The organism is Tateyamaria armeniaca (assembly GCF_045797845.1).
In the GTDB taxonomy this organism is placed as follows: Bacteria; Pseudomonadota; Alphaproteobacteria; order Rhodobacterales; family Rhodobacteraceae; genus Tateyamaria; species Tateyamaria armeniaca.
Window position 1 is genome coordinate 1,191,253 of sequence record NZ_JBHDIY010000002.1, and the last position, 24,690, is coordinate 1,215,942.

Consider the following 24,690-nt stretch of genomic DNA (forward strand, 5'->3'; position numbering starts at 1 on the left):
CGCGGTTCAGGCCGCCACGACCTCGCTGTGCAGAGGCTTGCGCCCCGCATCGGTCAGCATCCACCCTTCGGTGCCTTCGAAAACGGCGGCGGTCAGCGGCTCTCCGTATCCGGCGGCGGTGTCGAGGTTGACGCGGTTCCCGTAATGGGTCGCATGTCGCACAGGTGTGTGCCCATGCACGATCACCTTGGGATGCGGCGCGGTATAGTCGTGAAATTCATTCCTGATCCACAACAGGTCTTCTTCGGTCTGTTGCGCAAGGGGCACGCCGGGCCGGATGCCCGCATGTACGAACATCAGATCGCCGACCGTGTGGGACAGTTTCAGCCCTTCGAGGAAGGTCACATGCGACTTTGGAACTGCAGCGCGCGCATCGGCCTGCACATCTTTTTCGCGGCGGCGCGGGCCTGCGTCCACATCATAGGAGGCCAGCGTCGTATCGCCGCCAAGGCGCGGGTGCAGCCAGTAAAGTTCAACCATCATGTAAGGGTCATGCAGGATCGGGCGCTGCATGAACCATTCGAACATGCGGTCGTGATTCCCCTTGAGGAAGGTCCAGTTGCGCTGCGCCTTTTGGCCCGCGACCAATGTGTCGAGCACCGCGCGGCTGTCCGGCCCACGATCAGTATAGTCCCCAAGAAACACCACGGGCGCGTTCGGGCCGCCATCTGCCTCGATCAGTGCAAGGATGCGATCCAGTTCGGCCTTTTGACCGTGAATATCGCCGATAGCGTAAATGGGGTCTGACATGCGATTCCGTTTAACAGCAACTCAAAAAGCTGACGTATCGGGATTCGAAGGCAGATGTAAGGCGCGCGCGTGTCGCAGGTTTAACGAGGCGCGCCTATTGCTGGGAAATTGAGCAATCAAGAGCGTGAGGCAGGGTTGCCCGCTGCCTCACGCCACAGCTGTCAGGCGACGTCAAAGGCGAGCGGTTTCACTTGCGTGAACATGCCCGTGCCATCCAGCGTTTTCAGCACATCTGCAGGGATCGGATTGTCGACGTAAAGCAGGGCAATCGCCTCGCCCCCCACCGCATTCCGGCCCAGGGTAAAGTTCGCGATGTTCACGCCATTCTTGCCCATCGTGTTGCCCAGTAGACCGATGATGCCGGGAACATCCTCGTTCGTGGTGTAAAGCATATGCGCCCCGATCTCGGCATCGATGTTGATGCCTTTGATCTGGATGAAACGCGGTTTGCCATCGCTGAACACCGTGCCTGCGACCGAGCGTTCGCGCTTGCTGGTGACGACGGTGACCTTGATATAGCCGTCAAACGTGCCCGATTTGTCCTGATTGGTGGTCGAAATCTTGATCCCGCGTTCCTTGGCGACAATGGGCGCGCTGACCATGTTCACGTCCGGGTTGGCGCGTTTCATGATGCCTGCGATCAGGCCGCAATTCAGCGCATCAAGGTTCATTTCCGCAACTGCACCGTCATAAAGGATGTTGATCGCCTTGATCGGCTCGTCCGTCATCTGACCCACAAAGCTGCCCAGATGCCCGGCCAGTTTCAGCCAGGGGCCCATGACCTTGGCCTCTTCTGCCGTAACGGATGGCATGTTGAGCGCGTTTTCCACGGCCCCGGTCAGCAGGTAGTTCGCCATCTGGTCGGCGACCTGCAGGGCGACGTTTTCCTGTGCCTCGGTCGTGGCCGCCCCAAGGTGCGGCGTAACCACGACATTGGGCAGGTTGAACAGTGGGTTTTCCTTGGCCGGTTCCTCGGCAAAAACGTCAAAGGCGGCCCCGGCCACATGGCCCGACTTCAACGCTTCGGCCAGCGCGACCTCGTCCACGAGGCCCCCGCGTGCGCAGTTGATGATCCGCACACCCGGTTTCATCGCGGCGATGCGTTCGGCGGTGATCATGTTGGCGGTCTGTTCGGTTTTGGGGACGTGTAGGGTGATGAAGTCGGCACGCTTGATCAGGTCGTCGAGTTCGACCTTTTCCACGCCCATCTTGTTGGCCTTTTCCGTGCTCAGGAACGGGTCAAACGCCAGCACCTTCATCTTGAGGCCGCGCGCCCGGTCGCACACGATCCCGCCAATGTTGCCCGCACCGATCACGCCCAGCGTCTTGCCGGTCAGTTCGGTGCCCATGAATTTGGACTTTTCCCACTTGCCCGCATGGGTCGATTGCGAGGCCTCGGGGATTTGCCGTGCGACGGCAAACATCATCGCGATGGCGTGTTCGGCCGTCGTGATCATGTTGCCAAAGGGTGTGTTCATGACGATCACACCCTTTTTGGAGGCCGCATCCTTGTCGATATTGTCCGTGCCGATGCCTGCGCGCCCGATGACCTTGAGGTTGCTGGCATTGTCTAGGATCGTCGGCGTCACACGCGTGGCGGACCGGATGGCGAGGCCGTCATAGTTGCCGATGATTTCCGCTAGTTTTTCCTTGTCCTTGCCAAGGTCGGGCTGAAAATCGACCTCGATCCCGCGGTCCTTGAAGATTTGCACGGCGGCGGGGCTGAGTTTGTCAGAGATGAGTACTTTGGGGGCCATGATGTGGTCCTTTTGGAGATGTCGGGTGGCGGACGACGCGTCCGCCTTACGCATTTACAGAGAGGGGGTGAGGCTCAGGTGTCACTGCGCCGCGATTTCAGCCTCGAACGCCCATTCGAGCCAGGGCAACATAGCCTTGATATCAGAGGTTTCGACGGTGCCGCCGCACCAGATGCGCAGACCTGGAGGGGCATCGCGATAGGCGCCGACGTCAAGCGCGACGTTTTCATCGGCCAGCCGTTTTGCAACAGCCTTGGCGAATGCCGCGCCATCGGTAATCCGGTCGTCGGTGAACTTGAGGCACACCGAGGTTGTCGACTGCGTCGCTGGGACGGCCGCAAGGTTTTCGATCCAGTCATGCGTCTCTACAAAAGAGGAAATCGCGTGTGCGTTCGCGTCTGCGCGGGCGATCAGCCCCTGCAATCCGCCAACCGAGCGGGCCCAATCCAGTGAAAACAGATAATCCTCAACGGCCAGCATGGATGGGGTGTTGATGGTCTCACCGATAAAGATGCCTTCGATCAGCTTGCCGCCTTTGGTCAGGCGGAAAATCTTGGGCAGGGGCCATGGCGGCGTGTAGCTTTCCAACCGCGCGACGGCGCAGGGCGACAGGATCAGCATGCCATGGGCCGCTTCGCCACCCAGCACTTTTTGCCAGCTGAAGGTCGTGACATCCAGCTTGTCCCAAGGCAGGTCCATCGCGAATGCGGCAGAGGTCGCATCGCACAGCGTCAGCCCGGCACGATCCGCCGGGATCGCATCGCCATTTGGCATCCGTACGCCAGATGTCGTGCCGTTCCACGTAAAGCAGACGTCATTGTCATAGTTCAGCGCGGCCATATCCACGATCTCACCGTATTCGGCGGTGTGGACGGTGTGGTCGATCTTCAGCTGCTTGGCAACGTCCGTGACCCAGCCTGCGCCAAAGGATTCCCATGCAACCATTTCGGCCGGGCGTTCGCCCAGCAGCGACCACATGGCCATTTCGTAGGCACCGGTGTCCGAGGCAGGAACGATGCCGATGCGGTAGTCGTCCGGCACGCCAAGGATATCGCGGGTGTCGTCGATGGCCTGCTTCAGCCTGGCCTTGCCAACGGCTGCGCGGTGCGAGCGGCCCAAGGGTGCGTCGGACAGGGCGGTCAGATCATGTGTGGGAGGTTTGGCACAGGGGCCAGAGGAAAAACGCGGATTCGCCGGCCGCGTTGCCGGTATTTGAGTAGCCATTGCTGCTATCCTTACAGATAATCGCCCTTCGTTGGGGAAGGGTGTCCCGCGTTCGCATCTACGGGCGTGGTCGGGGTGGTGCAAGCGGGGATTGGGGGCTATAGCGCCGCTTGACCATTTAATTGCGACACGCGCGTCGCCTTTCGGAAACTCGGCTCATGTTTGTTTGTACGCTGCTGACGGCCCCCGCCAATCCCACGCTTGACCCGGCCCTTGTGGACAGTATGCGCAATGCGTGGGGTGGGGGGATGCGCAATGGCTGGCGCCGGACGAGGCTGTCGCCTTTTCGCTTGTGAGCATGCCGGACAACCAGTGGGACGTCTGGGCGGATGTGCAAGGCCTGGGTGTCGATCTGGTGATCACCCCCTGGCGGGGCGTCGCAAGGCGATGCTGATCGCAGACATGGACAGCACCATGATCCAGCAGGAATGCATTGACGAACTGGCCGATGTTGCTGGTGTCGGCGACCGGGTCAAGCAGATCACTGCGCGCGCGATGAATGGCGAGTTGGATTTTGAGGAGGCCATTCGGGAGCGTGTTGGCTTGCTGAAAGGTTTGCCAGAGACTGTGATTGACGAGGTGCTGGCCACGCGCATCACCCATATGCCCGGCGGCGCGGTGCTGCTGGCGACGATGAAGGCGCACGGTGCCTATGCCGCCCTTGTGTCCGGTGGGTTTACGGCCTTTACCGCTGCGGTTGCCGGTGCGCTTGGCTTTGATGAAAACCGTGCCAACACTTTGCTGACCGAAAATGGCGTTCTGACCGGGCAAGTCGGGATGCCGATCCTTGGCCAGCAGGCCAAGGTCGATGCACTTGAGGACATCACCGCGCGCCTTGGCATCGCGGACACGGATGTGCTGGCCGTCGGGGATGGGGCCAACGATCTAGGGATGCTGCATCGCGCCGGTCTGGGTGTGGCTCTGCACGCCAAGCCAAGTGTGGCTGCGCAATGTGACGTCCGGGTGAATTTCGGTGACCTGACGGCCCTGTTGTACCTGCAGGGCTATGCGCAGTCTGAATTTGTGAGCGCCTGAAGGGGCTCTGCCCCCGGTTTTTCGGACTGCCCCCGGATTTTGAGTCAGCGAAGCCCGACTGCCGCGCTGTGGGAACGGTGCGTTTTGTGATATACTGCACAAAGCCAAAACGGGAAGGGAGCCGGATCATGCCGAAATTCATGTTTGCCTATCACGGGGGCGGGATGCCCGAGACACCGGAAGAAGGCGCGCGGATGATGGCCGCCTGGAATGACTGGTACGCTGACATGGGCGAGGCGCTGGTCGACGGCGGTGCCCCGGTGGGTCAGTCCATGACAGTGTCCAAAAGCGGGGTGGCAAGCGACGGCGGTGCGAATCCACTGTCCGGTTATACGGTCGTTCAGGCGGATACGATTGAGACAGCGTGCGAGATGGCCAAGGGATGCCCCATGATTGCGGACGGGTCAGGATCAGTTGAGGTCGCACCCGTCATCGACATGTAACCCTGCCATCACAGCAGGGCAGGGGCCGCACGCAGGTGTCCGGTTTCGAGCCCATCCCAATTCTTGATCGGGCCATTTGTATACGCCAGCGCCTCGGGGTGATTGGGATCGAGCGCGCCGAGTTTGACGAGGATTTGCGCCATCGCGCATTCGCTCGCGCGGGTGCCGCCATCGGTAATCTTGAGGGCCACGCCAAGTTTCTGTTCGGGCAGGATCGCGATGTTGTATCCTTCGGCCCCTGTCTTGATCGCAACGCCGTGCCCTGCGGCGCGCATCTGACGGGTGCAGGCGCGCCCCTCGCCTGCGACCAGTTCCGGGTGCAGCGCCATGGCATTGCGCAGTCTTCCCTGCGGGCTTTCGTTGTCCGCCACTGCGTAGCGCGCCATGGCCCGCGCCATTCCGTGCAACGTGCAGGCAAAGTTCGGAGCCGAACAGCCATCGACACCGTGACCGGGTGAGGTTTCTTCGGTCATCCGCTCGAACGCGTCGAGGCAGGCCTTTTGCACCGGGTGATCGAGGGCCACATAGTCTGCACTGCCACCCAGATGCTGTGACAGGGTCAAAAACCCTGCATGTTTGCCCGAACAATTGTTGTGAATGCGGCGCGGATCCTGATGGGCGCGTATCATCTCTTCGCGCACCTCCTTGTCGCGGGATATTTGCGGCCCGCAGCAGAAATCATCGTCGCAGCATCCGATATGATCGAGCCATGCACCAACCTTTTCCGTATGGATGGCCGCGCCCTGATGGGACGCACAGGCAAGGGCCAGATGTTCAGTTCCAAGATCCCGTGCCTTGGCTGCGCCGCTTTCGATCAGGGGCAGGGCTTGCAGCATCTTGGAGGAGGAGCGCGGCAGGACGACCGCGTCGGGGACGCCCCATGCCTGAACGATCTGGCCCGTTTCATCACAGACGACAGCGTGGCCCTGATGTGCGCTTTCCAAAAACGGTCCGCGCCACGCTTCGACCAATGTGACGGCGTCGTGGGCTGGATGCGTCATATTTTCCCTCACATCTGCGCGAAAACCTGCCAATTGGCCATTCCCGCGTCGCGCGTTTCGCGCTAATGTGCCACTTGTCGAGAAGAATTGCCGCCCTTGCAAGAGAATGCACCGAAAATGGTGCACCACATGTGCGGTTGCGTGGATTGAGGTTAGGACAGCTTGGAGGCTGTAGACATGGGATTTATTTCTAAGATCGCACTTGGTGTGGGCGCGCTGTCGCTCATGGCGGGTGTTGCGGTTGCGCAAGAGCAAAGCACGAACCGCGTTGCCGCGAAAACGGACTGGAGCGTCTTTGTCGAGGACAACCCGACCGAATGCTGGGGCGTGGCCACACCCAAGGAAACGGTGAACACCCGCGAAGGTCGCGTTGTTGCCGCCACGCGCGGTCAGATTCTGCTGATGGTGTTTTACCGCCCAAGCGCGCAAGCCAACGGGCAGGTCGCCTTTACCGGCGGCTATCCGTTCCGGTCGGGATCGACCGTCAACATCAACATCAGTGGCAACGAGTTCGAGCTGTTCACCGATGGGGAATGGGCATGGCCTGCGACCCCTGCAGACGATGCCAAGATTGTCACAGCCATGAAACGCGGCGCCGATGCGATCGTGACCGGTGTGTCCAGCCGTGGCACCACAACCAAGGATACCTTTTCGCTGCTGGGCTTTACTGCCGCGGTTGAGGATGCCGAGGTCGCGCTGCGGCGGCTGACGGTTTCACACCAAATCAAATCCACGAGAGCGGCTGTGCGGACATGCACGGCCGCTTTCGCGTTTCGGACTATTGGGAACTAAGCGGTTCCGTATTAGCTGTTCAGTCATGCAACCCGAAAGGATACCGACATGGTTACCACGACAGTACATACGCTTGATACAGCGCCAGACGCTTCCAAACCCCTGCTGGAAAATTCAATCAAGGCCTTTGGCCGTCTGCCCAGCCTGCACGGCGTTATGGCGGAAAGCCCCGGACTGCTGGAAGGGTATCAGCATCTCCATCGCCTCGCGATTCAAGGCACCGCCTTCACCCCCGAAGAGCGCACAGTTGTCTGGATGACAGTCAACGTCGCCAACCGCTGCCACTATTGTGTGCCTGCCCACACCGGCATCGCGAAGATGGAAAAGATTGACGCGGATATCGTGAACGCGCTGCGGGACGAGACGCCGTTGCCTGCCAAGCTGGAGGCGCTGCGCACCTTTACGCTGGCCATTCGTGACACACATGGCCGCCCCAGCGCGGATGCTATCGCAGCCTTTGAAGCGGCCGGTTATGGCGAGCGTGCGATCTTGGACACCATTCTGATCTACGCCCAGAAGGTCATGTCGAATTTCACCAATGCGCTGTTTGACACGCCGACCGATGCGGCCTTTGCCGCCTTTGCCTGGGAACCCAAGGCCGTCGCTGCAGAATGATACCGGGGAGGGGGCCAGCCCCCGCCCTTCGGGCCCCCGGAGTTTATCTGGCAAGATGAAGGAGCAGTGGTTTCGGACCGCGGCTCTTTTTCATGTCGGGCGAATCCTTTTGATCGTCCGCGGTTTTCCTATATAGGGGCGCATCACCTTACCATTTGGACCTTTGCCATGGCTGACGCGCCGATCACTCAGGATGTTTTGACGATCCCCCGGAAACTGCCGGAGGGGCCTGTGAACCTGGTCGGGCTGACACGCGATGCGATGCGGGAAGCACTGATCGCCCATGGCACGCCGGAAAAGCAGGCCAAGATGCGGGTCGGGCAGATCTGGCAGTGGATCTATCAGTGGGGCGTGCGCGAGTTTGACGTCATGACCAACCTGTCCAAAACCTATCGCGCGGAACTGGCGGAAAAGTTCGTCATCGAAATCCCCGAGGTTGTGTCGAAACAGGTCAGCGAAGATGGCACACGCAAGTGGCTCGTTCGTATTGCCGGTGGCCACGAGGTTGAAGTTGTTTACATCCCCGAGGAAGGGCGCGGCACGTTGTGCATTTCCTCGCAAGTCGGCTGCACGCTGACCTGTTCGTTTTGCCATACGGGCACGCAAAAGCTGGTGCGCAATCTGACAGCGGGTGAGATTGTCGGGCAGGTGATGATGGCGCGTGACGATCTGAACGAGTGGCCCATACCGGGCGCGCCCAAGGACGAAACGCGCCTGCTGTCCAACATCGTGCTGATGGGCATGGGCGAGCCGCTGTATAATTTTGAGAATGTGCGCGACGCGATGAAGATTGCGATGGATGCCGAGGGTATCCAGTTGTCGCGCCGTCGTATCACGCTGAGCACATCCGGCGTCGTGCCGGAGATTGCGCGGACAGCGGAAGAGATCGGGTGCCAGCTTGCCGTTTCGTTCCACGCCACCACGGACGAGGTGCGCAACAAGCTGGTGCCGATCAACAAGCGCTGGAACATCGACGCCCTCCTGGACGCGTTGCGCGCCTATCCCAAAGTGTCCAATTCCGAGCGGATCACGTTTGAATACGTGATGCTGAAGGACGTGAACGACAGCGATGAGGATGCCCGCCGCCTGATCAAACTGATCGAGGGCATCCCGGCCAAGATCAACCTGATCCCGTTCAACGAATGGCCCGGTGCACCCTATACCCGCAGCTCAAACAACCGTATCCGCGCCTTTGCCGACATCATTTACAAGGCCGGTTATGCCAGCCCGATCCGCACCCCGCGGGGCGAGGACATCATGGCCGCCTGTGGTCAGTTGAAGTCCGCCACCGAACGCGCCCGAAAATCCAGGGCACAGATTGCGACGGATGCAGGCCTGCAATGACGCTTGAGATCGTGACTGATCCGGCGCGGCTGGATTACGATCGCATCATCCCGTTTGTTCAGAACAGCTATTGGGGCACCGGGCGGGCTGCCGCCGATATCCGCCGTGCATTTGCAGGTTCGGCTGTTGTGGGTGTGTTCGAAGAAGGGGCGATGCTGGGCACGGCGCGGGCCGTCACGGATGGCGTGTTTCACGCATATATCTACGATCTGTTTGTGTTCGAAGAGCATCGGGGCCGTGGTCTGGCCCATGTTCTGATGGATGCGCTGTTTGATCATCCCGATTTGCGGGATGTGGCGGGTTGGATGCTGTCGACGCGTGATGCCCACGGTCTTTATGAAAAGTACGGATTTGCCCCCATCGATCCGGGGCGCGTGATGTGGATGCGCCGGACATCAACCTAGGCAAATTCCCGCTATGATTGTGTCCAAAATGGTCACAATCTTTCCTCGCTTCGGCACCAATGCAGCCTTGGTCGCTGTTCAGGATGCGACCCGAGGGAATACGGAGATACTCAATGTCTATTTCTACGACACAAGACCGGTTGGCTGCTGAACAGGTCCTTGATCTGGCCACGCGGGAACGTGCCAAGGCACTGTCACGTCGTGAATGGAAGCACCGGTTGGCTGGTTTTGGTTACAACATCCGCGAAACGGATGCGGGTGATGTGATCGAAACGCTGCGCAGCTGCGTGCAGGTGTGCGTGCTGCCGTCGGCCCTATCCGCCTAAGCCCAATCCGACGCGGGCGTTGATCAGCGCCCGGGGATGTCCCCACGCTTTTCCAGCGGCCCCCACCCGTCGATGATGTCGATGGCTTCGGCGGCGCTGTCGACAAAGCGGAACAGGTCCAGATCGTCGGCTGAAATCGTGCCGGCATCCGACAGTGCATCCCAGTTGATGATCTTTTCCCAGAACGCCCGACCAAACAGCAGGAATGGCACACGCGCCATGCGCCCTGTCTGGATCAGAGTCAGCGCTTCGAACAATTCGTCCATTGTGCCGAACCCACCCGGAAAGACACAGATTGCCCGTGCGCGCATCAGAAAATGCATCTTGCGGATCGCAAAGTAGTGGAAGTTGAAGGCCAGATCGGGCGTCACGTATGAATTCGGGGCCTGTTCGAACGGCAGCACGATGTTCAGACCGATAGACCGCCCACCCGCATCATAGGCGCCACGGTTTCCCGCCTCCATCACGCCGGGGCCACCACCTGTCACCACGATGTTTTCGGTTCCGCCACTGGCCATGGATTTCTCGGTCATCAGCCGGGCAAAGGTGCGGGCCTCGTCATAAAAATGGGACAGGTCCGCAAGTGTTTTGGTGCGTGCCTTGTCCTTGTCCACGGGGTCCGGAATGCGCGCACCCCCGAACAGGACGATGGTTGATTCAACCCCTGCCTCATTCATCAGCATTTCAGGTTTGAGCAGTTCAAGCTGCAACCGGACGGGGCGCAGTTCGTCCCGGCACATGAATTCGTCATCGGCAAAGGCCAGCGGATACGAGGGCGACCGCGTCTGGGGCGTATCGGGCACCCCTTCGGCCGCTTCGCGGTCGGTGTGGGCGTCACGAAACGGGCTTTGGCGGTCGTCTTTCATGCGGCAGTGCTCCTTTGGCTGACCAAAGGGGTATCGCGCACGGACCAGCTTGCCCAGATGTGATTGCACCGGAGCACGGATTGTTGTCTAAGCGCCGCGATCAATTGGGGAGACCGCGCGATGTCCAACGCTCAGCTTGAAACCGCCATCGAAGCCGCCTGGGAGGCGCGTGATACCATCACGCCCGCCACAACAGGTGAGACCCGCGAGGCCATCGAGGATACGTTGAACGCGCTCGACAGCGGGCAGTTGCGTGTTGCGGAAAAGCAGGTTAGCGGCGACTGGCATGTGAACCAGTGGGCCAAGAAGGCGGTCCTGCTGGGCTTCCGCATCAAGGACATGGAACAGCACGATGGCGGCCCGCAAGCAGGTGGCTGGTGGGACAAGGTTGATTCCAAGTTCAAGGGTTGGGGCGACACTCAGTGGAAAACCGCAGGGTTCCGCGCCGTGCCCAACTGTGTGGTACGCAAGTCCGCCTACATCGCCCCCGGCGTCGTGCTGATGCCGTCATTCGTGAACCTTGGCGCTTATGTGGACAGCGGCACCATGGTGGACACCTGGGCCACCGTCGGGTCCTGCGCCCAGATCGGCAAGAACGTACACCTTTCGGGCGGCGTGGGCATTGGTGGCGTGCTTGAGCCCATGCAGGCCGGTCCAACGATTATTGAGGACAACTGTTTTATCGGTGCGCGCTCTGAAGTGGTTGAAGGCTGCATCGTGCGCGAGGGTTCGGTTTTGGGTATGGGCGTGTTCATCGGCCAGTCGACCAAGATCGTGGATCGCGAAACCGGTGAATTCACCTATGGCGAAGTGCCCGCCGGGTCAGTTGTCGTTGCAGGGTCCATGCCGTCCAAAAACGGTGTGAACCTGTACTGTGCGGTGATCGTCAAACGCGTCGACGAACGCACCCGCTCCAAAACGTCGATCAACGAGCTGTTGCGTGACTGATACGGGCAAAAAGCCCAAAAAACCGTCGCGTCAGCAGGTCTACACCCTTGTGGTGCAGATCGGGCGCAAGGCGGGGGATGGGTTGCCCAAGGATGCGACGGGTGCCGCGCTGATGTGCTATGCCAGCGGCGTCGACGAGGCCGAAGCGGTGCGCGAAACGGTTGCATTGCTCAAGCAAGCCGATACTGCCCCACTGGATGTCACAGGCTACGGCACCCTTGCCGAACGCGAGGCCGAGGGCCATGAGATTGGCGATGATGAACGGGCACTGATGCAGCGCGCCTTGGAAGAAAACGCGGTGATCGTGGCCCAGATGACCCCGTTTTATGGTGATGAGCCCGAGACCGATTAAGCTGCGCGCTGATCCAGCAGTGTGACTGCTTCGAATGGGCGCAGCACCTGATGGAATGGTTTGGCGTGTTCCGGCAGCAGGCGGCTTGGCACACCGGCGAGGACGCTGGCCGCAAGCCGGTCTTCATCCCGCCTGATCCGCCCGATATACAGGCTTTCGACAGCGCAACCCGCTGCCATCAACACCTCGTGCCCCGGCAGCACGACCTGCACATATTCCACGATGGCACGCGGTGCCGCCCATGTTGCGGCATGGCCGTTCACCACATGCCGTGCGGGCACAAGCACCGCCTCTTGCCCAAAGTTGTACTCGACGTCGGATCCTTGCAGAACAAGGCGCTGTTCCGGGGCCACGATGATGTCGCGGGTCAGGCCAAAATAGGGGGCACGCAGCCGGACGGGCGCAAAACTGCCGCGTGCGGGCACGCGCAGACGCACCGTGTTCAAAACTGGCACAACAGCACCGGTATTGGTCAACACCGTATCCCCGCGTTGCAGACGGCCTGCATCGCAATACCCATCCGGTGTCGCAATCGGAGTTGCCGGGTGCAAAGTGGGCATCGGACCGATCGGGGTGATGTCCGTGGTCAGCGCGGCAAAGAGCACTTCGTGAGACAGGGTGCGACCGGCATGGCCAAGCATAAGGTCGCGCAGGTCGTTTGCAACCAGTGGGCGGGGTGTGTGGACCACGTTGGTCAGCGGCTGCGCGCCCTCGGGTTGTTCAAGCGCAAGGCGGGCCCAGCCAGACGTTACATCCCACGCATAACTTACCCGCAGCGAATGCGCGCGCCCGTCACCCACCCATTGCAGGGCAGAGTGGACAATATCCGCACTGTGTCGGTGCACCATTGCGATGCCACCGCCGGGGATCGCACGAAACGTCAACTCGCGCGGCCACGGGCACCCATGGGCCACACCCAAAAGATCGTGCGGGCGCATTTGCCCTGCCACATGGGTTTCAAACATGAACGTGCCGCGATCAAGCAGCTTGGGCAGTGGTTTGTGTGCGCCGTCCCCGCTTAGTCCCGAGGGCGCAAATCGTCCCTCTTCATGGTCCGTCAGGCCGACCCAACTCATGCTGCCGCCTGTGCCGTCCGCCAAATTGTCGCCTCGTACCCTTTCAGCATACGGCGTGCCGCCGGGCTGTATCCGTCCCCGGTATGTGGGTCTAACTCGGGGAAAATGGCACAAATCTCGTCCACGACCTGCGCTTCCATGCTTTTGACAGTCTGGGGACCGGGCAGGAAACTTTCGGTGGCCAACCCGTCTGAAAACACCACCTGATGCTTGTCGAACATGAGGTGGACATACGTGACCTCGCCACCTGTCATGCGGATGACCGAGTGATCGTTGACAAGGTCCTTGGCGGCGACCAGCACCTCTGCCTCTCCGAACAGCAACTCGGCAAGACTGTCCCGGATCAGCACGCGATGCAGCGGAGAAACCTGCACATCGCCGTGCCGCCCGAAAGTGCCTGCCCGAATGAGGATGGGTGCAAAGTCACCCGATGCAGCGACCGCGCGGCTGCCAACCCAGCGCAGCGCCTGTGGGCCATCATCCTGAGTCAGAACAAGGTCACCCGGTTTCAGATCCTCGACCTGCACGTCCCCGTCCGGTGTGCTTATCCGGGTTCCGGCCACGAAACAGGGAATGGAGGTGGCATTCACAAAGCCGGTGTCGGTGTTGACGCCGTCCGTGATCGCGTAGGTGAAGTTGAAGTCTTCGACATCGCCGTCGCCGGTCACGGTGAATTCACCGCCCGCACCAAGCGTTACGGTCTGCCCCGTGGGCAGTTGGATGGTGCTGCCAACACTGACAGACTGACCGTTGATATGGGTCACCGTCAGCGTCGAATTGGTGGGGCTAAGATCATTGTCGAGCACATTGAACGACTTGGACCCGTTGGCGTTCACAAATACATTGTCGGTGATCGCAACAAGGTCCGTCTGGACCGAGTTCGCCGCAATCATCAGGTTGGAATCGAATGAGCTGTCACTGACATCCGCGATCCCGATGCGGATCGAGTTCACCTCGTTGGGGTTGACGACCATCGTGAGGCTCAGGGTGATCGTGAACCCGTCCATCTCGGTGTTGAAATCGTCGCCGGTGTTGTCGACGTACAGGTTGGTGTTGTTGGTTTCGTTGACGTTGCCGGGGTCGATATCGCCGTTCCCGATCTCCATCTCGACCAGCTGGCCGTTCACCCAGACGCCCACAAAGTCCTGAAAGATCGAGTTCTGGAATTCAGGATATTCCTCTGAGCTGAACACGAACTGCATCGTCATGACTTCGTTTTCGGGAATGAAATCGACGTCCAGATAGGATGCGTCATAGGTGCGCGTCCCGGCGGCGGTGTTAAACTCGCTGTTGTTGTTCTGACCGGATGTGTTTGTCGATGTCTGGGTCGACTGGTTCGCCTCGCCAGAGGAATTCGTGTAATCCTCTGCCTCGCCTGTCGACAGGATGACGCCGCTGCGCCCCGGTGTCGAACCCAGTGACGAGTTCTTGTCCACCGTGAAGATACCGGCGCTGTCCTCGTCCCCGGTATAGGACGCGGATACGACCGTGACGCCATTGCCAAAGATCGTTTCGGCCATGTCCGTGGCGTCAACGCCCTCGCGGACTGTCCTGATCGGAATTTCCGATGCTGTAACCATGTTCTGCCCACCTCAAAGCCGACGGCAGAACAGGCGCAGCGCACGCGGTTTTTCCACGTGTCAGATCGTGCTGGTTTTTGCACTTGTGTGGCCACACGTTGGCGGCCGAACTGCTGTTACCCTGCCTCGGGCTGTATTATTATCGTTAACTCTAGCACAGAAATTAACCTCCTGTTAACTCTCATGTTGCTCCAAGGTGCCGAAAACGCGACCTTTTCGCCACAACTTACAGTAGGAACGCTTATGCCAGACATTGATCCCGCAGCGCTGACGGCCAAGCTGGTGCGCTGTCAGTCGGTAACACCGGCGGACGATGGTGCCTTGGATGTTCTGCATGATTTGCTGTCCGACGCACAGTTCGACTGCACGTGGGTTGATCGTGGTGGCATTCGCAATCTGTTCGCACGGTGGGGCAAACAGGGCCATGCCCGCAGTTTTGGCTTCAACGGCCACACCGATGTCGTCCCCGTTGGCGATGAGGCGGCCTGGACAAAACCACCCTTTAGGGCGGAGATTGAAAACGGCATCATGTATGGGCGCGGTACGACCGACATGAAGTCAGGCGTTGCCGCTTTTGCCGCTGCTGCCTTTGATTTTGTGCGCCACACACCCCCTGACGGTGCCGTGATCCTAGCGATCACTGGTGATGAAGAAGGCGACGCGATTGATGGTACCACTGCCCTGCTGGATCATATGGATGCGGCGGGTGAGGCGATGACCGTGTGTCTGGTGGGCGAGCCGACCTGCCCCGAGACGATGGGCGAGATGATGAAGATCGGGCGCCGCGGTTCGATGTCGGCATGGTTCACTGTGACAGGCATTCAGGGCCATTCGGCTTACCCGCACCGAGCGAACAATCCGCTGCCGCCGCTGATGCGTTTGATGGACCATTTGGCCAGCCATGAACTCGACACCGGCAACGATCACTTTGACGCCTCTACGCTGGCAATTGTAACTGTTGATACCGGCAATCCGGCGACCAATGTGATCCCGGCGCAGGCCAAGGCGACGGTCAACATTCGGTTCAACGACTCACATAGCGGCGACAGCCTGTCGGCGTGGCTGCGTGCGCAGGCGGATGCGATTGCAACCACATATGGCGTCGATATCGATGTGCGCATCAAGGTGTCCGGCGAAAGTTTCCTCACCCCTCCCGGCGCTTTGTCGGATCTGGTGGCGCATGCGGTCGAGGCGGAAACCGGCGTTGCGCCGGTGCTGAGCACAAGTGGCGGGACGTCCGATGCCCGCTTTGTCAAAGACCATTGCCCTGTCGTCGAATTCGGTCTCGTCGGGCAGTCGATGCACAAGGTGGATGAACACGTCCGCGTCGACCATATCCACCAGTTGAAGGCGATCTATGGGCGCATTTTGCGAGACTATTTCGCATGAATTGGAAGATTTCCCAGACGGACGACCTTGCGACCTGCCATGCCCTGCGCCGCGTCGTCTTTATCGAAGAACAGGGCGTCAGCGTGGCGGATGAAGTCGACGGACGGGACATTGAGGCGCTGCACGTTCTGGCCACTCTGGACCAAAAACCTGTAGGCTGCGCCCGCATCCTGATCGCCGGGGATACAGCCAAAATTGGCCGCGTCTGTGTGCTGAAAGAGGCGCGCGGCTCCGGGTTGGGCGCGGCCATTATTACTGCCTGCCTCGACACCGCACGCACGCAACCCGGTGTCACGCGCGCGATGTTGGGCGCACAGACCCACGCGTTGTCCTTTTACGAAAAGCTGGGGTTCGTCGCGTTCGGACCCGTCTATGACGATGCCGGTCTGCCGCACCGTGACATGGATCGCGCCCTTTGAAGCCGACGCTGGTGATCATGGTGAAAGTGCCGCGCCCGGGCCGGGTCAAGACACGGTTGGGGCGCGACATCGGGATGGTGCCAGCCGCGTGGTGGTTTCGGCATCAGGTGATGCGGCTGCTGCGTCGGATCAGGGATCCGCGCTGGCACACGGTTTTGGCCGTCGCCCCCGACGTTGAAGGGTTGCAAAGCCGGTGCTGGCCCGCAGATTTCGAACGATGGCCGCAGGGTCAAGGCAACCTGGGTGACCGAATGGTGCGGATGATGCGCCGTGCCGGTGGGCCGGTCTGCGTAGTTGGTGCTGATATTCCGGGCATTACGCGCGCGCATATCGCCGAAGGGTTTGCAGCGCTGGGCCGCAATGACGTGGTGTTTGGCCCTGCCCCGGATGGTGGGTATTGGCTGATCGGGGCCAAGTTAGGGTCTGTTTTGCGCCCCCGCGTGCTGGACGATGTGCGTTGGTCGACAGATCACGCGCTGAATGACAGCCGCGCGGCTTTTGCCGGAAAGCGGGTCGCCCTGATCCGCACTCTGGCCGATGTGGATACGGCTGACGATTTGCCATGACGCCATTTGGTGCGCGTGCTACCTGATGGGTCATGAGCCGTATCCCCACCAAGCCGGAAATCCTCGACTGGATCGCCGCCAATCCGACCCTCACCGCCAAACGTGACATCGCCAAAGCCTTCGGGATCAAAGGCGCTGCGCGGATCGACCTTAAACGTCTGCTGAAAGAGCTGGCGGCCGAAGGTCATATCGAAAAGCGCAAGAAAACCTATCAGGATCCGGACCGCCTGCCGCCGGTGAGCGTTTTGCTTGTCCTGGCTCCGGACGACAACGGTGACTTGTTTGCGCAACCGATGGAGTGGCACGGCGCCGGGGTCGAACCAAAGGTGCTGGTGATCCCGCGCGCGTCCGATCCGGCGCTGGGTGAGGGTGACAGGATTCTTGCCCGCCTCACGCTGGTGCAGGAAGACGATCACAATTACGAGGCGCGGCTGATCCGGCGCATCGGCACCAATCCGGCCCGTATTCTGGGCGTTTTCCGCAAAGGCGCCGAAGGCGGGCGTATCATGCCCGTTGCCAAGGGCAGCCAGAATGAATGGTCTGTTGCCGCCGATGCCACGGGTGGAGCCAAGGACGGCGAGCTGGTCGAGGCCGAACAGGCCGGTCCGAAGTCCCGCATCGGCCTGCAGCGCGCCCGCGTGGTCGAACGGCTGGGCAATCCAGCTGCGCCCAAGGCCGTGTCGCTGATCGCCATCCATGAACACGGAATCCCGGATTCGTTCCCGGATGATGTGATTGCCGAGGCGGATGCCCAAAAACCAAAGGGCCTCAAAGGGCGGACAGACCTGCGCGACATGCCCCTCATCACGATTGATCCTTGGGATGCGCGCGATCATGACGATGCCTGTTATGCCCATGCCGATGAAGACCCAAAGAACGTGGGTGGTCACGTCATCTGGGTCGCGATCGCGGATGTGGCGGCCTATGTCACGCCCGGTTCTGCGCTGGACCGCGAGGCCCGCAAGCGCGGAAACTCGACGTATTTTCCGGACCGTGTTGTGCCGATGCTGCCCGACAGGCTGTCAGGCGATCTGTGTTCGCTGCACGAAGGGGTGCCGCGCGCTTGCATTGCCGTGCGGATGCAGATCGACGTGCAGGGTGAAAAAATCGGGCACAAGTTTGTGCGTGGTTTGATGCGCTCACCTGCCTCGCTGAACTATGAAGAGGTGCAGGCGGCCATCGATGGTGCGCCGAATGACCGTACAAAGCCTTTGTTAGAGCCTGTTTTGCGCCCGCTTTACGGCGCCTACGCCGCTTTGGTGGATGCACGTCATCGCCGCCAACCGCTTGCGCTGGACCTGCCTGAACGGCAGATCGTTCTGGAAGATGACGGCACTGTGTCATCCGTGAATTTCAAGGATCGTCTGGATGCCCACCGGCTGATCGAGGAGTTCATGGTTTTGGCCAATGTGGCGGCTGCCGAAACGCTCAACTCCAAAAAATCGCCATTGCTGTTTCGCAACCACGAAGAACCGGCGCCTGAAAAACTGGAGGCGTTGCGGGAAACGGCGCAGGCTGCCGGCCTCAATCTGGCCAAGGGACAGGTGCTGCAAACCGCGCATCTCAACCGGTTGCTTGATCAGGCGCGCGACACCGACGACGCCGAGTTGATCAATATGTCGACGTTGCGCTCCATGACGCAGGCGTATTACGGGCCAGTCAATTTCGGGCATTTTGGCCTCGCGTTGAAAAACTACGCGCACTTCACGTCGCCCATCCGGCGCTACGCCGACCTGATCGTGCATCGCGCTCTGATCTCGGCCCATGGCTGGGGTAATGACGGCTTGCGGCCCGAAGACATTGAGATGCTGGAAAAAACCGGGACCCATATTTCCGACACCGAGCGTCGGTCGATGGCGGCGGAACGGGACACAACGGATCGTTATCTGGCCGCGTATCTGAGCGAGCGGGTCGGGGACGAGATGGAAGGGCGCGTGGCTGGCATTGCCAAGTTCGGGATTTTTGTAAAGCTGGATGACAGTGGCGCTGACGGCCTTGTTCCGATGCGCGCGATTGGATCCGAGTATTTCCATTTCGACCGCGACGCGGGCACATTGATGGGATCAGATACTGGCCTGACCATCAGTGTCGGCCAGCGCGCCACGGTCAGACTGGCCGAAGCGGTGCCGGTGACCGGAGGCATTGCGCTCGATCTGCTGGCGCTGGATGGTAAGTCGCTGCCCAAGGGGCGCACCAGCCCCGCCGGTCGCAGCCCGCGCCGCAAGGCAGTCAAATCCAAACGGCGCGGTGACAAGGTCAAGCGCAAGGTGAGCCGCAAGCGTTAACCGAATGCTTCGCTTGTCCGCGTGACGTAGGCGCTGAGGATTTCGTCGTTCTTCACACGCTGGGAGAGGGCCGTTTCACCCGGTGTTGCGGCCATGGCGGCCAGCATCGGTGCAACACTGGCATCCGCTGCCGTTGGGGTTGATCCAAACAGGAACGGCCCTTGCCAAAGGCGGTGCGTGATGGCCTGTAAGTCCGGCTCTACACGCGCCAGCCGCTCTGTCGCTGTCAGACGGCCCAAGCCTTGCGTTTGCATCCCTTTCAGAACGGTGCGCCGCAGCCCGCGCGTGATGATCCTGCGCGGCAGCGACGGGATTGAGGCAAAATATGTGTCTCTAACTATGGGCCAAACAGTGTCATCGCCCCATCGGTCGAGCATAATGTGAAAGTACAAATGCTCTTCGGCCATGCGGATGAAGGCACGTGACGTGGCCCGGTCAAGGTCGCTCAGAGATCCGTCAAACTCTGCGCCGTTCTGTTCGAGCCATGTGCGAATGTTGTCGCTGTCGCCGATGATCTCGTCCTTGATCCAAAGCGCTGGAAGTTTGCCCTTGGGCCAGTTTCTGGGGTCAGGCGTGTCCTGGCGCTGCCATTTCTGGCCGGAGTGATTCAAAAGATACATGGCCTTGACGCAAAACGGGCTGGCGCTGGGTTGGCCAAAGGCGGGGGGATAGGTGATCAGGGTCAGCATCTGGTCCTCGACTGTCTGTGCGGTCGGGTTGATCTACGGCGCTATGCTGACAAAAATTGGCAGGACATGTGGTAGGGTGATGATATGACCCGAACACACCGCCTGTTTCAGTTGATGCAAACCCTGCGCCGCATGACGCCGCCGATCACGGCGCAGTCTTTGGCCTACGAAATGGATGTGTCTCTGCGCACCATCTATCGTGACATTGACGAATTGCGGGGCCTTGGTGCTGTGATTGATGGCGAGGCGGGGTTCGGCTTTACTCTGATCGAGGATGCGACCCTGCCCCCGTTGGGGTTTGAGGATGACGAGCTGGAGGCACTGGTGCTCGGCCTGCGTGATGTTGCGGCCATTGCCGATCCCGCTTTGGCTGATGCGGCGACGTCCGCGCTTGTCAAAATTCAGGCGCGCGTTCCGCCAAAGCAGGCGCACCGTTTGCAACATGCGGTTCTGGACGCGCGCAGGTTTCGGTGCCGCGATCCGATCCGGATCGACGTGGCCGCCTTGCGTCAGGCGACATGGGATGAGGTCAGCGTGCGGTTCGCCTATCGCGATGCCAATGGCACCCCGACCAAGCGCGCGGTCAAACCCCTTGGGATTGTCTATTTCGACGAAACGAACATCTTGTTGGCATGGTGTCACCTGCGTCAGGATTTCCGGACATTCCGGCTGGACCGGATGGATGATCTGGCGGTGACCGGTGACAGTTTCCGCCCGCACCGCGTGTCACTGCTGCGCGATCACCTGGCGCGATTGCGGTCCGATAACGAAGAACGGGCGAGGGTTCGCACAGCCGCAGATTGAACCCTTTCTTGCGCGCGCGTTTTTCGGTATGTTGGACAAAACGCGAAACAAGCGAGCATGAGGCAAAAAATGCGGTGGGCAGTCTCTCTTGGGGCCGTAAGCGGCGCCCTTTTCTTTGGACAAATGGCTTTGGGTCAGACGATCGCTGGATCGCTCCGGCCGGAATTGCGCCCGGATGGAGCTGTGGTATCACGCGCTGCCGCCACGCCGCTGATTGCGCTGGATAACACGTCAGTGTCCCGGCCAAAGCTGAGGCCCGCCAAAGCGCCGCCAAAGACGTCATTGGCTGTCGAGCCGTCTGCCAAGGATCCCGGATTTCAGAAGTGGCTTGGTGGATTGCGTGCGCGTGCAGCGGCACAGGGCATCGATGCGAATGTCTTTGAGCGTGCATTTCGAGGGGTTCGATATGATCCCGACGTGATCAAGCGCGACCGCAACCAATCCGAATTCACCAAGACCATCTGGGACTATCTGGACAGTGCCGCCTCGGAGTCTCGAATTGAGAATGGCAAGGCCGCATTGCGCGAACACGGCCGCACACTGGACGCGATCGAGGCGCGCTATCGCGTTCCCAAGGAAGTCGTCGTGGCGGTCTGGGGGCTGGAAAGCAATTATGGCACGTTCCGCGGCAAAAACGATGTGATCCAAAGCCTTGCGACCCTGGCATATGACGGTCGGCGCGGTGCGTTTTTCGAGGAGCAGATGATCGCGGCCCTCAAGATCCTGCAAAGCGGCGATACTGCGCCGCGCAATATGACTGGGTCGTGGGCCGGCGCGATGGGGCACACGCAGTTCATTCCGACGTCATATCTGGACTATGCAGTTGATTTCACAGGCGATGGCAAACGCGACATCTGGTCGGATGACCCGACGGATGCACTGGCCTCGACAGCGGCCTATCTGGCGAAGTTTGGCTGGGTCAGTGGCCAGCCGTGGGGCGTTGAGGTTAAGCTGCCCCGGAGTTTCGACTTTGCATCCGCAAATCGCAAAGTGACGCGCATGCCGTCCGAATGGGCCCGGTTGGGGGTGACGGGAGTAGATGGCAAAGCGGTGCCGGACTACGGATCAGCCTCGATCCTGTTGCCTGCGGGCAGTCAGGGCGTGGCCTTCATGATCTTCAAAAACTTCAGCGTGATCGAGCGTTACAACGCCGCCGATGCCTATGTGATCGGTGTGGGACATCTGAGCGACCGGATCGGTGGTGGCCCTGAATTTACCGCCAACTGGCCCCGCGGTGACCGCGCGCTGTCCTTTGTGGAGCGTAAGGAGATGCAGAAACGCCTGACGGCGGCGGGTTTTGACACGCAAGGTGTGGATGGCAAGATCGGCCCGAAAACACTGGAGGCTGTGCGCGGGTTTCAGCGGGCGCGTGGCCTGACGCCGGACGGGTATGCCTCATTGAGCTTGCTCAAGACCTTGCGCTGATCCGAATGGGGCTGCGCCACGACATGTTTTAGGGGGCGCTGGCCCCAAATTATTTTCAGTCAGAAGATGAGTTAGGCCGGTGACATCCCGCGCAGCCGTTCACTGCGACGCCGCAGCAACTCGACCGTGGTGAGCAGGCAGATCGAGATCACCACGAGGATCGTGGCCACAGCGAGAATCGTCGGGCTGATTTGTTCGCGCAGGCCGATGAACATCTGCCAAGGAAGCGTCTTTTGGCTGGCGGAGCCGACGAACAGGACCACGACCACCTCGTCGAACGACGTGATGAAGGCGAAGAGACCGCCCGAGATCACGCCCGGCAAGATTAACGGCATCTGCACGCGAAAGAAGGTGGTAACCGGCCCGGCGCCCATGTTGGCCGCGGCCCGGGTGAGGGAGCGGTCAAAGCCGACAAGTGTGGCTGTCACCGTGATGATCACGAAAGGAATGCCGAGGACGGCGTGGGCAAGGATGACTTTGACGTAGCCCACGAACCCCTTGTCGAGACCCAGCGTGCCTTCCATCCAGTTTCCCAAGGACGAGTAGAAGAAGAACATGCCTGTGGCCGAGATGATCAGCGGGACGATCATGGGCGAGATCAGGATTGCCATGATCGTGCCCTTGAACGGCACGTGGCTTTGCGACAGGCCAATGGCGGCCAATGTACCGAGGCTCACCGAGATAATCGTCGCGATTGGGGCGATGATCAGTGAGTTCTTCATCGCCAGTTGCCATTGCGGGTTGGTGAAGAAGTCTTCGTAGTGTTTGAGCGAGTAGCCTGCCGGATCGAGCCGCAGCATTTCCGGCGTGAAGGTAAAGAAATCCTGCGCGTTGAAGGACAGCGGCATGACCACAACGATGGGCGCGATCAGGAAGAAGAAGATCAGCCCACAGATGATGCGAAAGCTGTAATACCAGATCCGCTGACCCAGCGTGGCATATGGTGGAAGTCCCATGTTCTTTACCCCAGCTTCACGTTGTCGATGCCCACGATCTTGTCATAGGCCCAATAGAGAATGAGCACCGCCGCCAGCAGGATCGTCCCTAGCGCAGCCGCCAGACCCCAGTTGAGCGATGACGAGATGTGGTAGGCGATCCGGTTCGAGATGAAGACGCCCTTGGTCCCGCCCACGATTTCCGGCGTGATGTAATAGCCGATGGCGAGGATGAAGACGAGGATGCTGCCCGCACCGATCCCGGGAATGGACTGGGGGAAGTAGACCCGCCAGAAAGCTGTCCAGTTCGTGGCCCCGAGCGACTTGGCGGCGCGCAGGTAGCTGGGGTTGATCGTCTGCATCACGGAATACATCGGCAGGATCATGAACGGCAGCAGGATATGGGTCATCGACACGATGGTGCCGAACTGGTTGTTGATGATGATCAGGCGGTTGTCATCGGCCACCAGCCCGATCCAGACCAGCACGTCATTGATCACGCCTTGTTGTTGCAGCATGACTTTCCATGCGGATGTGCGCACCAAAAGCGACGTCCAGAAGGGCAGCAAAACGAGGATCAGCAGCAAGTTGGCCTGCCGCATCGGCAGATTGGCGAGCAGCCATGCGATGGGATAGCCGAGCAGGATGCACGAACACATGATCAGTACGGACATCCAGATGGTGCGGCCAAACAGCGTGATCAGGATTTGCTTGTTTTCCGGCTGCCACGCCATACCATCTGCCGTTTTCTGGGCGTCGACGGCGTTCAGGAAATAGCCGCTGGTGAACTTGCCTGAATGGGTCTGGATCGTCTCCCACGGTTCGGCTGTGCCCCAGTCTTCGTCCACTTCTGCAAAGGCGGCGGTGAAATCCGGAACCGGCAGGTCCGCCTCTTGCGCCATGCGCAACCGATCTGCTTCGGGTCCGTCATAGCTGCTCAGATCGGCGGTTTTCAGGTCGATCAATAGGGCGGGGGCGACAGCCTCCCACGGGTCACGAGTGGCGGGGTCGCGACCATCCTGCGTTGCCACGAAAATCGCCCATGCGGTGTATTCGCGTGCGGCCAGCGGCAACAGTGCGGCGACTTCAGCGTCGGGGGCGAAATTCACCTCGCCCGTTGTTTCATCGTCAGTCAGACGGGCAATGCGCCCCCTTTGCGCGGCCATCAACGCGGTGTCCGCGTTATCCCGCGCGTTCATCAGGGCATACCACGTCTCGCCCTCATCCCACGCGTCATCGAAATCTTCGAGCGGTTCGTAGGATATGTCGGCAATGTCGTCCAATTGCCGCCCGGACTGGCGGAAAAGCGAAGACAGACCTGTCGTTTCATAGTTCAGGCGGGTGCCGAGCCGCGTATGCCGCTTGGCCTCGGCCGCAACAAACATATCAAAGAACATCGCCTGAAAGGTTTCGTCAGACGGCAATGCATCCTGATCAGAGTCCCAACTGGCAAGTTCCTGCACCGTATAAGGCAGCGTGTTGCTGACGATTTCGTTCTCGACCGACCGGAACAGCATCGAGGCGATTGGAACGATGAACGTGATCAGCACGAACAGCAGCAGCGGGGCAATCAGGCCAAGGGCACGCAATTTCTGGCGGCGCAGGGCGCGGGCCAGGCTGCGTTTGAGGGGGTGCCATCTGCGGCCAGCATCGTTTCGGCCATGG

Annotated in this window: 21 protein-coding genes and 4 pseudogenes; 15 read left to right on the plus strand and 10 right to left on the minus strand. The window is 60.3% G+C overall.

Features of this window, described 5'->3' with window-relative positions; all coding sequences use genetic code 11:
• Positions 1-6: 6 nt before the first annotated feature.
• The 3 genes from ACERZ8_RS05920 to ACERZ8_RS05930 form a co-directional block, all read right to left on the minus strand.
• Positions 7-750 (minus strand): metallophosphoesterase family protein, encoded by a 744-nt coding sequence (locus ACERZ8_RS05920; protein ID WP_407591274.1) that lies wholly within the window; start codon positions 748-750, stop codon positions 7-9.
• Between the two features lie 161 nt (positions 751-911).
• Positions 912-2,507 (minus strand): phosphoglycerate dehydrogenase, encoded by a 1,596-nt coding sequence (gene serA, locus ACERZ8_RS05925; RefSeq protein WP_407591275.1) that lies wholly within the window; start codon positions 2,505-2,507, stop codon positions 912-914.
• 81 nt (positions 2,508-2,588) lie between these two features.
• Entirely contained in the window at positions 2,589-3,731 is a 1,143-nt protein-coding gene (locus ACERZ8_RS05930) for a phosphoserine transaminase (protein WP_407591276.1), read from the minus strand.
• A 158-nt stretch (positions 3,732-3,889) separates the two neighbouring features.
• Here ACERZ8_RS05930 and serB point away from each other — a divergent pair.
• Positions 3,890-4,766, plus strand: a pseudogene (gene serB / locus ACERZ8_RS05935) (phosphoserine phosphatase SerB).
• Positions 4,767-4,894: 128 nt separating this feature from the next.
• Positions 4,895-5,209, plus strand: coding sequence for a YciI family protein (locus ACERZ8_RS05940; protein ID WP_407591277.1), 315 nt, complete (start codon positions 4,895-4,897; stop codon positions 5,207-5,209).
• Positions 5,210-5,217: 8 nt separating this feature from the next.
• Here ACERZ8_RS05940 and ACERZ8_RS05945 read toward each other — a convergent pair whose 3' ends face one another.
• Entirely contained in the window at positions 5,218-6,210 is a 993-nt protein-coding gene (locus ACERZ8_RS05945; RefSeq protein ID WP_407591278.1) for an asparaginase, read from the minus strand.
• A gap of 177 nt (positions 6,211-6,387) precedes the next feature.
• On the opposite strand from ACERZ8_RS05945, the pseudogene ACERZ8_RS05950 reads away from it, so the two are divergent.
• From ACERZ8_RS05950 to ACERZ8_RS05970, 5 genes and pseudogenes are all read left to right on the plus strand, one after another.
• Positions 6,388-6,919 (plus strand): annotated as a pseudogene (locus tag ACERZ8_RS05950) (invasion associated locus B family protein).
• Between the two features lie 131 nt (positions 6,920-7,050).
• Positions 7,051-7,617, plus strand: a complete 567-nt coding sequence (locus ACERZ8_RS05955; protein ID WP_407591279.1) for a carboxymuconolactone decarboxylase family protein — start codon at positions 7,051-7,053, stop codon at positions 7,615-7,617.
• A gap of 168 nt (positions 7,618-7,785) precedes the next feature.
• The gene (gene rlmN, locus ACERZ8_RS05960; protein WP_407591281.1) at positions 7,786-8,961 is read left to right on the plus strand and encodes a 23S rRNA (adenine(2503)-C(2))-methyltransferase RlmN; all 1,176 of its coding nucleotides are present in this window, start codon (positions 7,786-7,788) and stop codon (positions 8,959-8,961) included.
• Positions 8,958-9,365 (plus strand): GNAT family N-acetyltransferase, encoded by a 408-nt coding sequence (locus ACERZ8_RS05965; RefSeq protein WP_407591282.1) that lies wholly within the window; start codon positions 8,958-8,960, stop codon positions 9,363-9,365. Before rlmN ends, ACERZ8_RS05965 begins: the two co-directional genes overlap by 4 nt.
• 113 nt (positions 9,366-9,478) lie before the next feature.
• Entirely contained in the window at positions 9,479-9,691 is a 213-nt protein-coding gene (locus ACERZ8_RS05970; RefSeq protein WP_407591283.1) for a hypothetical protein, read from the plus strand.
• 23 nt (positions 9,692-9,714) lie between these two features.
• Here the strand turns inward: ACERZ8_RS05970 and ACERZ8_RS05975 are convergent, their stop codons facing one another.
• Positions 9,715-10,557 carry an LOG family protein gene (locus ACERZ8_RS05975; RefSeq protein ID WP_407591284.1) on the minus strand — a complete coding sequence of 281 codons (843 nt, stop codon included), beginning with the start codon at positions 10,555-10,557 and terminating at the stop codon, positions 9,715-9,717.
• A 120-nt stretch (positions 10,558-10,677) separates the two neighbouring features.
• Between ACERZ8_RS05975 and dapD the strand changes: the two genes are divergently transcribed.
• Together dapD and ACERZ8_RS05985 are read left to right on the plus strand one after the other, a co-directional pair.
• Positions 10,678-11,505 (plus strand): 2,3,4,5-tetrahydropyridine-2,6-dicarboxylate N-succinyltransferase, encoded by an 828-nt coding sequence (dapD, locus tag ACERZ8_RS05980; protein ID WP_407591285.1) that lies wholly within the window; start codon positions 10,678-10,680, stop codon positions 11,503-11,505.
• Entirely contained in the window at positions 11,498-11,857 is a 360-nt protein-coding gene (locus tag ACERZ8_RS05985; protein WP_407591286.1) for a hypothetical protein, read from the plus strand. The genes dapD and ACERZ8_RS05985 overlap by 8 nt, the downstream gene beginning before the upstream one ends.
• Here ACERZ8_RS05985 and ACERZ8_RS05990 read toward each other — a convergent pair.
• Both ACERZ8_RS05990 and ACERZ8_RS05995 read right to left on the minus strand, forming a co-directional pair.
• The gene (locus ACERZ8_RS05990) at positions 11,854-12,933 is read right to left on the minus strand and encodes a Hint domain-containing protein (RefSeq protein ID WP_407591287.1); all 1,080 of its coding nucleotides are present in this window, start codon (positions 12,931-12,933) and stop codon (positions 11,854-11,856) included. The genes ACERZ8_RS05985 and ACERZ8_RS05990 overlap by 4 nt on opposite strands.
• The gene (locus tag ACERZ8_RS05995) at positions 12,930-14,513 is read right to left on the minus strand and encodes a Hint domain-containing protein (RefSeq protein WP_407591289.1); all 1,584 of its coding nucleotides are present in this window, start codon (positions 14,511-14,513) and stop codon (positions 12,930-12,932) included. Before ACERZ8_RS05995 ends, ACERZ8_RS05990 begins: the two co-directional genes overlap by 4 nt.
• Before the next feature lie 243 nt (positions 14,514-14,756).
• On the opposite strand from ACERZ8_RS05995, the gene dapE reads away from it, so the two are divergent.
• From dapE to rnr, 4 genes are read left to right on the plus strand one after another with little or no spacing between them, the layout of a single operon-like run.
• Positions 14,757-15,902, plus strand: coding sequence for a succinyl-diaminopimelate desuccinylase (gene dapE / locus ACERZ8_RS06000; RefSeq protein ID WP_407591290.1), 1,146 nt, complete (start codon positions 14,757-14,759; stop codon positions 15,900-15,902).
• On the plus strand, positions 15,899-16,321 hold the full coding sequence (locus ACERZ8_RS06005) for a GNAT family N-acetyltransferase (RefSeq protein WP_407591291.1): 423 nt from the start codon (positions 15,899-15,901) through the stop codon (positions 16,319-16,321). The genes dapE and ACERZ8_RS06005 overlap by 4 nt, the downstream gene beginning before the upstream one ends.
• The gene (locus ACERZ8_RS06010) at positions 16,318-16,887 is read left to right on the plus strand and encodes a TIGR04282 family arsenosugar biosynthesis glycosyltransferase (RefSeq protein ID WP_407591292.1); all 570 of its coding nucleotides are present in this window, start codon (positions 16,318-16,320) and stop codon (positions 16,885-16,887) included. Before ACERZ8_RS06005 ends, ACERZ8_RS06010 begins: the two co-directional genes overlap by 4 nt.
• 32 nt (positions 16,888-16,919) lie before the next feature.
• A complete protein-coding gene (gene rnr, locus ACERZ8_RS06015) occupies positions 16,920-19,172 on the plus strand; it encodes a ribonuclease R (protein WP_407591293.1) in 2,253 nt (750 codons plus the stop codon).
• On the opposite strand, the gene ACERZ8_RS06020 is transcribed toward rnr, so the two are convergent.
• Positions 19,169-19,861, minus strand: a complete 693-nt coding sequence (locus tag ACERZ8_RS06020) for a glutathione S-transferase family protein (protein WP_407591294.1) — start codon at positions 19,859-19,861, stop codon at positions 19,169-19,171. The genes rnr and ACERZ8_RS06020 overlap by 4 nt on opposite strands.
• 84 nt (positions 19,862-19,945) lie before the next feature.
• Here ACERZ8_RS06020 and ACERZ8_RS06025 point away from each other — a divergent pair, with 84 nt between their 5' ends.
• Positions 19,946-20,665 carry a helix-turn-helix transcriptional regulator gene (locus ACERZ8_RS06025; protein WP_407591295.1) on the plus strand — a complete coding sequence of 240 codons (720 nt, stop codon included), beginning with the start codon at positions 19,946-19,948 and terminating at the stop codon, positions 20,663-20,665.
• Between the two features lie 57 nt (positions 20,666-20,722).
• Positions 20,723-22,090: a lytic murein transglycosylase gene (locus ACERZ8_RS06030; protein WP_407591296.1), complete on the plus strand. Its 1,368-nt coding sequence runs from the start codon at positions 20,723-20,725 to the stop codon at positions 22,088-22,090.
• Between the two features lie 71 nt (positions 22,091-22,161).
• Here the strand turns inward: ACERZ8_RS06030 and ACERZ8_RS06035 are convergent.
• Together ACERZ8_RS06035 and ACERZ8_RS06040 are read right to left on the minus strand one after the other, a co-directional pair.
• A pseudogene (locus tag ACERZ8_RS06035) lies at positions 22,162-23,040 on the minus strand (ABC transporter permease); the annotation flags it as partial.
• Positions 23,041-23,051: 11 nt separating this feature from the next.
• Positions 23,052-24,688, minus strand: a pseudogene (locus ACERZ8_RS06040) (ABC transporter permease).
• Between the last annotated feature and the right edge of the window lie 2 nt (positions 24,689-24,690).

Bases quoted from the DNA above. Each gene is read 5' to 3' on its own strand.
- ACERZ8_RS05920 (WP_407591274.1), bottom strand. From the start codon at position 750: ATGTCAGACCCCATTTACGCTATCGGCGATATTCACGGTCAAAAGGCC.
- serA (WP_407591275.1), bottom strand. From the start codon at position 2,507: ATGGCCCCCAAAGTACTCATCTCTGACAAACTCAGCCCCGCCGCCGTG.
- ACERZ8_RS05930 (WP_407591276.1), bottom strand. From the start codon at position 3,731: ATGGCTACTCAAATACCGGCAACGCGGCCGGCGAATCCGCGTTTTTCC.
- ACERZ8_RS05940 (WP_407591277.1), top strand. From the start codon at position 4,895: ATGCCGAAATTCATGTTTGCCTATCACGGGGGCGGGATGCCCGAGACA.
- ACERZ8_RS05945 (WP_407591278.1), bottom strand. From the start codon at position 6,210: ATGACGCATCCAGCCCACGACGCCGTCACATTGGTCGAAGCGTGGCGC.
- ACERZ8_RS05955 (WP_407591279.1), top strand. From the start codon at position 7,051: ATGGTTACCACGACAGTACATACGCTTGATACAGCGCCAGACGCTTCC.
- rlmN (WP_407591281.1), top strand. From the start codon at position 7,786: ATGGCTGACGCGCCGATCACTCAGGATGTTTTGACGATCCCCCGGAAA.
- ACERZ8_RS05965 (WP_407591282.1), top strand. From the start codon at position 8,958: ATGACGCTTGAGATCGTGACTGATCCGGCGCGGCTGGATTACGATCGC.
- ACERZ8_RS05970 (WP_407591283.1), top strand. From the start codon at position 9,479: ATGTCTATTTCTACGACACAAGACCGGTTGGCTGCTGAACAGGTCCTT.
- ACERZ8_RS05975 (WP_407591284.1), bottom strand. From the start codon at position 10,557: ATGAAAGACGACCGCCAAAGCCCGTTTCGTGACGCCCACACCGACCGC.
- dapD (WP_407591285.1), top strand. From the start codon at position 10,678: ATGTCCAACGCTCAGCTTGAAACCGCCATCGAAGCCGCCTGGGAGGCG.
- ACERZ8_RS05990 (WP_407591287.1), bottom strand. From the start codon at position 12,933: ATGAGTTGGGTCGGCCTGACGGACCATGAAGAGGGACGATTTGCGCCC.
- ACERZ8_RS05995 (WP_407591289.1), bottom strand. From the start codon at position 14,513: ATGGTTACAGCATCGGAAATTCCGATCAGGACAGTCCGCGAGGGCGTT.
- dapE (WP_407591290.1), top strand. From the start codon at position 14,757: ATGCCAGACATTGATCCCGCAGCGCTGACGGCCAAGCTGGTGCGCTGT.
- ACERZ8_RS06005 (WP_407591291.1), top strand. From the start codon at position 15,899: ATGAATTGGAAGATTTCCCAGACGGACGACCTTGCGACCTGCCATGCC.
- rnr (WP_407591293.1), top strand. From the start codon at position 16,920: ATGAGCCGTATCCCCACCAAGCCGGAAATCCTCGACTGGATCGCCGCC.
- ACERZ8_RS06020 (WP_407591294.1), bottom strand. From the start codon at position 19,861: ATGCTGACCCTGATCACCTATCCCCCCGCCTTTGGCCAACCCAGCGCC.
- ACERZ8_RS06025 (WP_407591295.1), top strand. From the start codon at position 19,946: ATGACCCGAACACACCGCCTGTTTCAGTTGATGCAAACCCTGCGCCGC.
- ACERZ8_RS06030 (WP_407591296.1), top strand. From the start codon at position 20,723: ATGAGGCAAAAAATGCGGTGGGCAGTCTCTCTTGGGGCCGTAAGCGGC.